The sequence below is a fragment of the Rummeliibacillus suwonensis genome (assembly GCF_007896435.1).
Taxonomy (GTDB): domain Bacteria; phylum Bacillota; class Bacilli; order Bacillales_A; family Planococcaceae; genus Rummeliibacillus; species Rummeliibacillus suwonensis.
In genome coordinates this window covers 143445-155470 of sequence record NZ_VCBL01000003.1, presented here as the reverse complement: position 1 = coordinate 155470, position 12026 = coordinate 143445, and the positions used below count along the sequence as shown (strand labels likewise).

Below are 12026 nucleotides of genomic sequence, written 5' to 3'. Positions count from 1 at the left end.
GAACATTTTAAATCAACATGAATATTAATATTCAGAAATTTTTGTTCCGCTCCAGACGGCGCTTTCCACGGGCTTGGCTTCAATCTCCTCGGGTCGACACGATGTTGACCCCGAAGCCGTTGCCACAGGACGTGGCGAACTTAGGCTTTGTCCCTTAAATTGTTCCTGCGGGGCTTTCAGCTCAAGCTTTTCCCGTAGGACTTTGAATAAGCCTCCTTGAACTCACACCGCACGAAGGAAATGCGCATGCATTTTCGAGGAGTCGCCGTCTTCCGCTCCACAACTATAAAATTAGCTATTATTAAATGTTCGTATTTTTTAAGAAGAAAATGATTTATGGAATTGATTTACATATTAAACAAATTAAGAAATTATTCGATATCCCCACTGATCAAGCATTAATGGCTATAGTATCCTTACTTCAGGGCATAAGGAAAGTAAGACACACATATCTGTTCGTCATCTGACCTTTATCGGTACTGGTAATTATACTGGTTGTGGGGTAAGGTAGAATTGTTTAAAACAACTCCCATAATTTTAGCTTGAGAAGCATGAAGGGAAGCCTTTGCCTTTAAAATATCTGCCTTTTTTGTCGCATTTCGATCTACAATCAATACTGTGCCATCACATTTATTTGATAAAATTCGTGCGTCTGTTACTGGTAGTAATGGGGGCGAATCAAAAATAACTAAATCATATTCTTGTCTCAGAACCTTTAACAATGTATCCATTGCTTTTGAGGCCAGCAACTCTGATGGATTAGGAGGAAGAGGTCCACTTGTTACAATATCTAATCCAGCTATTGAGGTTTCTTGTATTACGTTTTGAATCGTCTGCTGTTTGATTAATACACTAGATAATCCATCTATATTTAATAATCTAAAAGTATGATGTAATGTGGGTCTTCGCATATCTGCATCAACGATCAATACTTTTTTGCCCTCCTGTGCGAAAACAACACCAATATTGGCGGCATTGGTCGACTTTCCTTCACCCGGGATCGATGATGTCACTAATATGGTTTTTAACTCCTGATCAGGTGCAGAAAATGTAATATTTGTACGTATTGTCCGGAATTGTTCTGAAACGACGGATTTAGTGTCTGACATGGTAATAAGATTTCTCTCTAATTTCAAAAAACGCTTCTTTTTGTTTTTTTTATAGTGAAACATGTGAAATCCTCCTTCCCCTATGAACCTGAGCGAATCATCTTTTTTGTAAAGTGATCATTTTTTATCAATGATAGGACTGACCAAACCAATCACCGGAATATTCCCCAGAATTTCTTCGATGTCCTGTTCAGATTTTATTCTCGTGTCAAAGGTTTCGATTAAAATGGCTATCCCGATTCCCAACATTAAACCAATGATAGTTGCAATACCCGTATTCAGTAGTTTATTTGGTTTGACAGGTTTAGAATTTTCACCTAGTTTAGCAGCAGATAATATATTGATATTGTCTACTTTCATCAAAGATGGAACTTCTTTTTCAAATACTTGAGCAACTGTATTGGCAATCTCTACAGCCTTCTCCGCATTTTTATCTTCTACTTGGACCGTCAATACTTGTGAATTATTAGCACTTGATACTGAAATTTGTTCTGTTAGTTTTTCGGGGGTACTCTTTAACTCTAGTTCATCAATAACTTTCGATAAAATGACAGGGCTTTTTATAATGACATTGTACGTATTGATCAACTGTAAATCTGCATCAATCTGTTGTGAAGATAGATATTGACCCTCTTTTTCGTATTTTTGATTAACTAAAATTTGTGTTTCTGCTTTATAAATTGGTGTTAATACAAAATAGCTAACGGCTATCGTTGCTCCGGCAAACACTACCATCATTAGTAAAATTAAAAATATATGTCTTTTTAAAATTTTTATGACATCACTTAATTGAATCGCTGCTTCCAACTTCCTCCCCCTCTTCTAGCTCCCTACTATTTCTTCTCAATGTAGTATAGTGTTCTATCTCTTCAGTTATTCATTCAACTGCACAATATTTCTAAAAAACTATCAGTTTAAGAGATAAGCCCTATTCTATTTATCATGATTGGGGAAAAGGGAAAAGTGAAGACAGTAAGGTTTGCAGTGAAGGTGGCTTACTACTTGTTTAGGCACTATAAAAAATGTTCGAAAAGAAGATTTAAATGGCAAGCTGCCTCCCTAAAAGCAATCAGATTCAGATGCACCCCAACAAAATTGGCATAGAGAAGAGAACACTTTTCTATTAAGTTGGCGCTTTCTTTGAATCCTGCGGAAATTGCTTTGAATCATTACTTCTGAAAAAATATCCCTCGCCATCTTCTCTTGTCAACATTCCTTGGCTCAAATAGAATGACTTCACTATTAGAAATAATTCGTGCATTGTTTTCTAAAAATATATGCACAAAATCAGAACACCTATGTTTTTCTAGATAGGATAATCCTTTCGCAAACAGAAATGGCCGTGCCGCCATATCATGCGCATCTGATCCATATGTGTGTATTAAATTAGCCTTAACTAATTGTAAAGCTGTATGTTGAATTTGTTTTCCAAAATGCCCTACAAGGCTACCTGCATTTAGTTGCGAAATTGCACCCTGACGCACTAATTGTTCTAACAACTCAGGCTTTTGGGCAATCCCAGCATTTCGTTCCGGATGTGCAATCACTGGCACAATATTCATAGCTAATAACCGATTGATGATTTCAAAAGTATATCGTGGTACCCCCTGAGACGGCAATTCCAGCAGTAAATATTTAGAATGTGCTAACGTTAATGCGCTTCCTTTTTCAATCTGCTGACAAAGATGTTCATGTAGTCTTACTTCATGTCCTGTATGAACCGTTAATGGAAGATCGTGAGCTTTTATGACTTCTCGCAATACATCTGTCCTCTCCTTCACAGCATTTGCTTCGGCATGATATTGTGGGTGAAAGGCGTGTGAGGTAAAGATGATTTCAGTAATGCCCTCTGCCACTGCACTATGAAGCATTTGAATGGATTCTTCCAAACTTTTAGGTCCATCATCTACATCAAAAATAACATGGCTATGTATATCGATCATTACCGACACGCCCTCTCCATTTAAACTGTTAAAATACGACGCAGTGGAAATTTTAAGTCACCTCATATGTTAGTTAGACCCATCAGGCTTATACTGGTGACTGATCCCATTATTTATTCCCTGCTTTTTCATATACGGGTTAGAAGCCATATAATTTACTTGAATTTTGCCTTGCTATGTGGGATAACCTCTTACTTCTATACGCTTAGAATATATTCCTTTATTTCGTAAAAATTCCTTCTAAACACAACAAAAAAGCCGTATTCCTAGTTATGTGATGAATAACTAGAAATACGGCTTACCTTTTTTATAGTCCACCCAAATAGGCAGCCTTTACTTGCTCTGTTTCTTGCAGTTCTTTGGCAGTACCGGATAATACAACCTTTCCTGTCTCGATTACATAAGCACGGTCTGCTATAGAAAGAGCCATATGAGCATTTTGTTCGACTAAAAGAATGGTAGTTCCTTCTTTTCTAATTTCTTCTATTGTATTAAAAATCGTTTTTACCATAATTGGTGCTAGCCCCATTGACGGTTCATCTAACAACAGCAACTTCGGCTTTGCCATAATCGCCCGCCCCATCGCAAGCATTTGTTGCTCACCACCTGATAAAGTACCCGATAATTGTTTACGGCGTTCTAAAAGAATCGGAAAAATGTTGAAAACACGTTCTTTATCCTTGGCAATTTCTGCGCGATCGCTTCGTAAATATGCACCTAAATCCAGATTATCTTCTACTGTCATATTGGCGAATACACGACGTCCTTCTGGCACATGTGAAATCCCTGCTTTGACAATAGATTGTGCAGGTTTTCCCGCAATGGACTGACCAAGATATTCAATGGTTCCTTTTTTAGGTTTTAATAAACCTGATAATGTTTTTAAAAGTGTACTCTTACCCGCACCATTCGCACCGATTAATGTAACGATTTCACCTTCATTTACCTCCAAGGAGACACCCTTTAATGCTTGAATATTGCCGTAAAATACATCAATACTATTTACCTTCAGCATCTATTCCGCTACCTCCTCACCTAAATAAGCCTCAATAACTTTTGGATTGTGGCGAATTTCTTCCGGACTACCATGAGCGATAAGCTGACCATGGTCAAGAACATAAATACGTTCACAGATGCCCATGACAAGTCCCATATCGTGCTCGATCAACAAAATCGTTAAATCGAATTTTTCACGAATAAGTGCTATCAATTCCATTAAATCATGTGTTTCTTGTGGATTCATACCGGCAGCCGGTTCATCTAATAGTAATAGTTTTGGCTTTGCCGCTAAGGCCCTTGCAATTTCAAGTCGTCGTTGCATTCCATACGGAAGATTTTTAGCCAATTCATGCATATATTTATCAAGGCCAAAAATCTTTAGAAATTCAATCGACTCTCGTTCCATTTTAGCTTCTCCAGAAAAATGGCTTGGTAAACGTAAAATAGAACTAAACACGGAATGATGTGCAAGCGAATGATTCGCTACCTTTACATTATCTAAAACGGATAGTTCTTTGAACAAACGAATGTTTTGGAATGTACGACTGACACCACTTTTGGTTACTTGGTGTGGAGACATATTATTCATCTTTTTGCCGTCAAACGTAATCACTCCTTCTGTTGGTTTATATACGCCTGTCAACATATTGAAGCTTGTCGTTTTACCCGCACCGTTCGGCCCTATCAAACCAATAAGCTCGCCTTGATACATTTCCATATTCAAATCAGATACAGCTTTCAAGCCGCCAAAATGTATCCCTACATCCTCTACTTTTAAAAGAAGGTTACTCATTCACATTACCTCCTTTAGATTTCTTACCGAATTTGAATAGATCGGTAACTTCCTTCGTACCCATTAATCCAGCTGGACGATATAGCATAACAATGATCAATACCAAGCTATAAATAATCATACGAGTTTCTGGGAAATCTTGTAGATATAATGAAATGACCGTTAATAAGATAGCAGCAATAATCGAACCTGAGAGGCTTCCTAAACCACCAAGTACAACATAGATTAAAATATCGAATGATTTTAAAAATCCAAATTGTGATGGTTGAATGATAAAGAAGTTATGAGAAAATAATCCTCCTGCAAGACCGGCAAAAAAGGAACCGATCGCAAAAGCTAGTACTTTATAATAAGTAGTATTAATCCCCATCGAATCTGCTGCAACTTCATCTTCTCGAACAGCGATACAAGCACGGCCATGACGCGAATTTGTAAAGTTTGAAATGACAACAACCGTAATAAGTGCAACAAAGAATGCATATGTCCAAGTTGTTAGATAATCTACTTGCATACCTGCTGCTCCACCTACATAGTCAATATTCAAGAAAATAATACGAATAATTTCTGCAAATCCGAGTGTAGCGATGGCTAAATAATCCCCTTTTAAACGAAGCGTAGGGATCCCAACGATTAAACCAGCGATTGCAGCGGCAATTGCCCCCATTAATAAAGCGATTGGGAACGGCCAACCCAAATTTGTAGTGAATATGGCTGAAACATAAGCACCAACTGCTAAAAATCCAGCATGACCTATAGAAAACTGTCCTGTAATACCGATAACTAAATGCAAACTAACAGCTAAAATAACATTGATTGCAATTGTAATAAAGAGATTGGAGTAATACATATCAAAATTTCCACTTGAAATCATAAACTGCACAACTGCATAGACAACTAGAGCTATCGCAACATATATCCAAAACACTTTAGACTTTTTCATAAGTACTTTCACCTACACTTTCTCACGGGTATTTTTACCAAAAATACCCGACGGTCTAAAGATCAATATTAAGATTAAAATAACGAATGCAGCGGCATCTCGCCATAAAGAAAAGCCCAATGCACTAACTACTGTTTCGACAACCCCTAGTACCATACCTCCGGCTACTGCACCAGGAATAATGCCAATTCCACCAAGTACTGCAGCCACGAATGCTTTAACACCTGGTATAATTCCCATTAAAGGATCGATTTTCGTATAATAAATACCGAAAATAACACCTGCTGCACCAGCTAAAGCAGAGCCAATGGCAAATGTGATTGAAATTGTATTATCGACATTAATCCCCATCAAGCGAGCTGCCTCTTCGTCATATGATACTGCACGCATCGCTTTACCGATTTTCGTCTTATGTACTATGAATTGTAGAATAATCATAAGAACAATTGAGACTGATAAAATCATAATTGATTGCATAGAAATCTGCGCACCTAAAAAATGAAAAGACTTATTAGGAATAACGTCCGGATACGCCTCCGGTTGTGCACCACGGAAGAATATCGTCGTATATTCAATTAAAAGAGAAACACCAATCGCTGTAATTAATGCAGCAATTCGCGTCGCATTTCTCAAACGTTTATAAGCTATACGTTCAATCAGTACCCCTAATATTGCACAAACAACCATTGCTAATATCAATGCTGGGAAAAAACCTAATCCCCATCTTGCAATAGCAAAAAAGCCTATAAATGCACCAATCATGAATACATCACCGTGTGCAAAGTTAATCAGCTTGATAATGCCATATACCATTGTATAGCCGAGAGCAATCAACGCATAGATACTACCGAGTGAAATACCATTAATTAATTGTTGCAACCACTCCATTAAAATCTCACTCCTTTTCCAGACCATAAATAAACGACAAAAGGGAGGACAGTGCCCCCCTTTTATAAAACTAAAAATTAAGGATTAACTTTAGAGTTGAACACTTGCTTACCGTCTTTAAACTCAAGAACTGTTGCTGATTTAACTGTGTTGTGTTTGTCATCTACTGAGAATTTACCTGTTACTAATGACAAGTCTTTCGTACTTGCTAAAGCATCTTTTACTTTTTCACCATCTGTTGAGCCAGCACGTTCGATCGCATCTTTTAACCAATAAACCGTATCGTAACCAAGTGCATTAAATGCATCAGGTGCTTGATCACTGTTTGCAGCCTTAAATGCTTTAACAAATTTTTGGATTTTTTCATCTGGGTCTTCAGAAGAGTAATGGTTTGTGAAATACGTTTTGTTGAGCGCATCTTTACCAGCTAACTCAACCATTTTAGGAGAGTCCCAACCGTCTCCACCCATTAACGGTACATCGATACCAGCGGCACGAGCTTGTTTAATGATTAAGCCTACTTCTTCATAGTAACCTGGGATATAAATGAAATCAGGTTTCTTTGATTTTAAACGAGTCAATGTAGATTTAAAATCTGTATCTTTGGCAACATAAGATTCTTGAGCTACGACTTTACCACCATTTTTTTCGATCGTATCTTTAAATGCTTTTGCCAATCCTTTTGCATAATCACTTGCGCTATCTGAGAAAATTGCTACATTTTTTGCTTTTAAAGTATCTAAAGCAAATTGCGCTGCCACTTGACCTTGGAATGGGTCAATGAAACATGTACGGAAAGCATATTCGTTTACTTCGCCTTTTTCATTAACAGTGACTGTTTCAGATGTTGCAGATGGTCCAATAACAGGCATCTTGTTTTTATTTGCAATTTGAACTGCAGCTACTGTATCACCAGAAGTAGCAGAACCAATTTGAGCTACAGCTTTTTCTTGCGTTGCTAATTTAATCGCAGCAGCTGTTGCTTCAGCTGCATCTGATTTATTATCAATTTCAACTGGCACGATTTTCTTACCATCGATACCACCGGCTTTGTTGATTTCATCAATGGCTAGCTTTGCACCTTTTGAAATGCCAGAACCATAGGAAGCTACGGGACCAGATAATTCTAAGTTCAAACCAACTTTGATCTCATCGCTATTTCCGCCTCCACCACCAGAGGATTTTTCATCTTTATTTCCACAACCTGCTAGAACGCCAACGACCAAAGATGATGCTAAAAACACTGATGCATATCGTTTTAATTTTTTTGAACTCAATATAATATCCCCCTTATGGAAACTATACTTTCTTCAATATTCAGATAAATACATATAATTCTGAATATTAATTTGATATAGCTTTAAAAACCTTGTTAGACTTTTTTACAAACCATATTGTAAATGATTCAGACGATTTAGTCTATATTAATTTTTTAGTAAATTTATAATATTAAAAATAGTATTTCCAATTTTTATTTTGAAAACATGAGACTACAACAAGCTTAGTCTCCTTAAACTTTCCGTGATCATGTGATAAATAAAAAACGGTCTGACGGCTCTAAATCATTTGTAGAATCAAGTTTTAACGTTATTTTCAGTCACCATTTAGATGACATGAATAAGTCCCTATATAGGCCTTCTTGAAATCTTTTATTCCATAGATGGCTTTTCCTTAGATTCAAAAATCAACACGCGCTCATGCATGTTATAAACAGAAGTATTCGGCACTAAAATATCTTTTATCATTTTAAATTGAGTTTCATCTCGCAAAAATTGAATGTATTCAAAGGATGGATAGTATAATATCACATATATTTTTCGGGGATATAATTGTTGTGATTTCCATATATGACGAATGATATGGCGAAAAATCCGAATGGAAAAAGGATTGAAGAAAAAGAAGATATTATCGGTCGGTTTTATTTTATATTGTTCAGCCTTAACATGAAGAAAATTTACGGGTGCAGCCACTAGATGATGTTCCTTCGAATATTGCGCCTTGTTTTGTAAGGCATCTTGCACATAGCTTTTGTTCATTTCAATCCCAAGTGTCTCAATATGATATCGATAATTCACATAAAAGACAACTCGGCCTTTACCGCATCCAAAATCGACAAAACAATCCTTTTTTTCCAATTCAATTTGGTCAAAACATAGATCTAATACAGTATAAGGTGTTGGCTCATAAGGATAATAATTGGCGAACAATTGAAAATTTTTTTGTTCTTCCGTCGTTTGTATGTGTAATAATTCATCATATTGTTGATCATTCATAGAGAGACACTCCATTTATTTTAGGGATAGGCTGAAGCCATTTCACAAATCTATTTTCAGTTTCAAAATACGAATTTTTAAACGGTGACAGCTAAATATTCAGATTTCATGAGGGATAAGGACTATTTACTATTACACAATAAAGTATACCAGAGCTTAGAAATGCATATTGCATCAGATGTGTTGATTATCCATTTTTATCCGTCTAAATATAGATAATTAGCTCTTCTACTATTGACCCGATATTGGGAAACTTGCTTTCTTTTATTGTGGGATAAGTGGAACGGACAAATGGCTATCCTGATCGCTGTGCTAGACGATCAATGATAGCCATTTACCAAGTATAAAGTGTAAAATTGGGTGGGATTTCACTGCCTGCATCGTCGAACAGATACAGGCAGTGACTGCATTACTCCATTACCATTTAGCTCGTATTTTCCCCCTACGTTTAAATATAAATACTGTAATGATTGCCAGTAGCAATACGACTACAGCTATACCATTCAAGATCATTGTTTGTTTAGAAGTGCCTGATGTCTCCTGATTTTTCTCCGCATTTGGAAATTGACCCTGTCCCATCATTCCATCACCCGGCTGTCCTTGGGCTCTACCACCGAATGTTTTTTCGCTGTTATCGTTTGGACTTATTCCATTCTTTTTAGAGTCATTAGAAGAATCATCTTGGTTAACAGTTGAACTATTTTTCTTTGAATCAATAGATGTTTGACTATTTGAGTTTACTGTAGTTGTTTCTCCATCTGATGCCTCAGCTGATAGTTGCTTTAATATAGCTACCGAGCGTTGTTTCGCAAATTGCGATAAGCTATTATCTCCTGAGACTGCCTTTTCAAAATCCTCTGTTGTATAGAACTTTGTGGGATCCTTTTCCACATATGGCTTGATCAGCTTGGCGATTTTAGCCGTTTCTTTGCTGATTTGTTCTTCAGTTAAATATTTTGTTGCTACTTCTTTTAAGTAGCTTTCATATTGTTTTTGATATTTATCATTAGATAACAAAACATTGAGTAAGGGACGCTCTTCTAAAGTTGTTCCAGATACTGGATTTGTGATACTAAAGTTAATACTAGATTCGGCTAGTAAATTATTATTAGATCCTCCTGCTGCTCTTTGCCCCTTAGCATCGCTCTTTTTGGTGTCCTTCTCTTGCTCTTGGTCCTGTGCTTTTTCTTCTTTTTGACCGTTATTATTTGCATTCTGATCATCTTGTTGAGTCGATGGTAACTCATCATTTTGTGGGGGTTGCATACCTCCTTGACCATTTCCATCCATTGGCATTTGACCTTCTGGAGGCTGCCCACTTGGAGGCGATGGCCTATTATCCTTCCCTATGTCGTTATTTTGTTTGGAAGAATTATTGCCTGTTGCTGAACGAGCGGTTTGTTGGTTATTATTTTGCAACTGTGGTCCTCCACCGCCGCCGCCAACACCAAAACCACCAAAGGACATATTGTAATCCCACGGAATGATATTAAATTTTCCATTTTCTTCATACAAATAATAGTTATGTTTTAAATTACTTTGGTAACTGTCCAGATTGACTAATGCTGTATTTACGGCAAAGTAACGCAGAAGATTGTCTACATTTGCTGTATCTTCAAGATTTTTTCCTTTATTATTAATCGCTTTTAGGAAATTAATGGTTGCCTTCTTTGAATCCTTATCCACCTTAGTTTTAGCATTTAATCCTGAATAGTCATCTAAATCATTACTAATCCATTTTAAATCACTGCCTGTACCATCTGGCTTATAAAGCGCCCCAGTATTTGTCTTAAAGTTCTTTGCTAAAAACGTTTCATCTACCTGTTCAACACCTAGAAATAAACCGCGATCCTTGCCGTTGACGGTTACATACATATAAGAATAGGATGGAGTCGGCAATCCCATCTTTTCCATCAATTGATAGGAAAGATATTCACGCATCAGTGTCGCATCACTATAATTGTTATTCAGATTCAATTTTTTCAAGCCATTTAAACTTTGTTCGTCATTGTAATAATCAAAATCTATTTTTAGACTATAACGGTCTGAATCTTCATCATTGGCGACTTCACGCAATGATAAATTTCCTTTCGTACGAACCCCAACATGCTCGACTTTTTTACCATTGACGGTAACGGTTGCTTCTTTCATTTCTTCTTTCAATGGATTATCAAGCATGTCCTGCCAATCTGTATCCGATAACTCAATATCTACTGTTGTTACTTTATCGTGATTAAACACTTGTGATACGTAACTGGTTTCCGTATTCTTTGATTTTATCGCTAAGTTTGGTAATATCCCGACAGCACAAATAAACACCATCACGAGTACAGCGAGAATACCATAAACTACTCTATTTTTAATCATGCTGTAACTCCTTTACACGATATTTATTACGCTGTGAAATTCCCATCATAGCTAAGCATTACCGCCGAACGAATACCTTGGATAGAGATTAACTCATTGATGAAATGCGAGTCATTTTCCTTTACACGTATTTCATAGGTGGCCTCTAAGTCATCTCCAGGCATCACAGATTTAGATTTTAATATATATTTTTTGGATTTTTCCTTAATAACATGTTCCATTGAGGCTTCTACTGAAGCATCATCATACTTCACGACCAACAAATAAGGATTCTCAATCGTAATCTTGTTCACAAAAAGGATGAGGACTAAGCCGATCAAAATAGATCCAATAATAACTAGCGGTATAAAACCTGCACCACATAAAATTCCTGATACGATAGCCCAAAACAAATAGACTAAATCCATTGGATCCTTAATAGGGGTACGGAAACGGACGATAGATAACGCGCCGACCATTCCAAGAGATAGTAAAACATTTGAGGAAATGCCCATAATAATGAGTGCCGTAGCCATTGTCATAATCATTAAGGAAATATTGAAGCTATGGGAATAAATAACTCCTGAAAAAGTTTTTTTGTAGACTGCATATATAAATAGCCCAACCAAAAACGCAACGAGCAATCCAATAAGTGAATCTGTCAGTGAAAAACTTGATGTTTTTTCAATAAAACTCGATTTAAAAATATCGTTAAAATTTATATTATCCATTTAT

At 36.7% G+C, this 12026-nt stretch carries 11 protein-coding genes; all 11 read right to left on the bottom strand.

Annotated elements, in window-relative coordinates:
* Positions 1–470 precede the first annotated feature (470 nt).
* Positions 471–1172, bottom strand: coding sequence for a CpsD/CapB family tyrosine-protein kinase (locus FEU33_RS16150; protein WP_146550514.1), 702 nt, complete (start codon positions 1170–1172; stop codon positions 471–473).
* A 54-nt stretch (positions 1173–1226) separates the two neighbouring features.
* On the bottom strand, positions 1227–1916 hold the full coding sequence (locus FEU33_RS16145; protein ID WP_146550513.1) for a YveK family protein: 690 nt from the start codon (positions 1914–1916) through the stop codon (positions 1227–1229).
* Between the two features lie 362 nt (positions 1917–2278).
* Positions 2279–3052 carry a tyrosine-protein phosphatase gene (locus tag FEU33_RS16140; protein ID WP_146550512.1) on the bottom strand — a complete coding sequence of 258 codons (774 nt, stop codon included), beginning with the start codon at positions 3050–3052 and terminating at the stop codon, positions 2279–2281.
* A 307-nt stretch (positions 3053–3359) separates the two neighbouring features.
* Positions 3360–4067 (bottom strand): ABC transporter ATP-binding protein, encoded by a 708-nt coding sequence (locus FEU33_RS16135; protein ID WP_146550511.1) that lies wholly within the window; start codon positions 4065–4067, stop codon positions 3360–3362.
* Complete coding sequence (locus tag FEU33_RS16130) at positions 4068–4844, bottom strand: ABC transporter ATP-binding protein (RefSeq protein WP_146550510.1); 777 nt, start codon at positions 4842–4844, stop codon at positions 4068–4070. It abuts the gene before it with no gap.
* Entirely contained in the window at positions 4837–5784 is a 948-nt protein-coding gene (locus FEU33_RS16125) for a branched-chain amino acid ABC transporter permease (RefSeq protein ID WP_146550509.1), read from the bottom strand. The genes FEU33_RS16130 and FEU33_RS16125 overlap by 8 nt, the downstream gene beginning before the upstream one ends.
* A 12-nt stretch (positions 5785–5796) precedes the next feature.
* Positions 5797–6672, bottom strand: coding sequence for a branched-chain amino acid ABC transporter permease (locus FEU33_RS16120; protein ID WP_146550508.1), 876 nt, complete (start codon positions 6670–6672; stop codon positions 5797–5799).
* Between the two features lie 77 nt (positions 6673–6749).
* Positions 6750–7952: an ABC transporter substrate-binding protein gene (locus FEU33_RS16115; protein ID WP_146550507.1), complete on the bottom strand. Its 1203-nt coding sequence runs from the start codon at positions 7950–7952 to the stop codon at positions 6750–6752.
* 369 nt (positions 7953–8321) lie between these two features.
* Entirely contained in the window at positions 8322–8945 is a 624-nt protein-coding gene (locus tag FEU33_RS16110; protein WP_146550506.1) for a class I SAM-dependent methyltransferase, read from the bottom strand.
* Positions 8946–9362: 417 nt separating this feature from the next.
* Positions 9363–11312: a CotH kinase family protein gene (locus FEU33_RS18915; RefSeq protein ID WP_186731460.1), complete on the bottom strand. Its 1950-nt coding sequence runs from the start codon at positions 11310–11312 to the stop codon at positions 9363–9365.
* Between the two features lie 26 nt (positions 11313–11338).
* Complete coding sequence (locus tag FEU33_RS16100; protein ID WP_146550505.1) at positions 11339–12022, bottom strand: DUF4956 domain-containing protein; 684 nt, start codon at positions 12020–12022, stop codon at positions 11339–11341.
* Between the last annotated feature and the right edge of the window lie 4 nt (positions 12023–12026).

Coding starts and splice junctions, on each gene's coding strand:
- FEU33_RS16130 (WP_146550510.1), bottom strand. CDS start 4,844: ATGAGTAACCTTCTTTTAAAAGTAGAGGATGTAGGGATACATTTTGGC.
- FEU33_RS16140 (WP_146550512.1), bottom strand. CDS start 3,052: ATGATCGATATACATAGCCATGTTATTTTTGATGTAGATGATGGACCT.
- FEU33_RS18915 (WP_186731460.1), bottom strand. CDS start 11,312: ATGATTAAAAATAGAGTAGTTTATGGTATTCTCGCTGTACTCGTGATG.
- FEU33_RS16135 (WP_146550511.1), bottom strand. CDS start 4,067: ATGCTGAAGGTAAATAGTATTGATGTATTTTACGGCAATATTCAAGCA.
- FEU33_RS16120 (WP_146550508.1), bottom strand. CDS start 6,672: ATGGAGTGGTTGCAACAATTAATTAATGGTATTTCACTCGGTAGTATC.
- FEU33_RS16150 (WP_146550514.1), bottom strand. CDS start 1,172: ATGTTTCACTATAAAAAAAACAAAAAGAAGCGTTTTTTGAAATTAGAG.
- FEU33_RS16110 (WP_146550506.1), bottom strand. CDS start 8,945: ATGAATGATCAACAATATGATGAATTATTACACATACAAACGACGGAA.
- FEU33_RS16125 (WP_146550509.1), bottom strand. CDS start 5,784: ATGAAAAAGTCTAAAGTGTTTTGGATATATGTTGCGATAGCTCTAGTT.
- FEU33_RS16100 (WP_146550505.1), bottom strand. CDS start 12,022: ATGGATAATATAAATTTTAACGATATTTTTAAATCGAGTTTTATTGAA.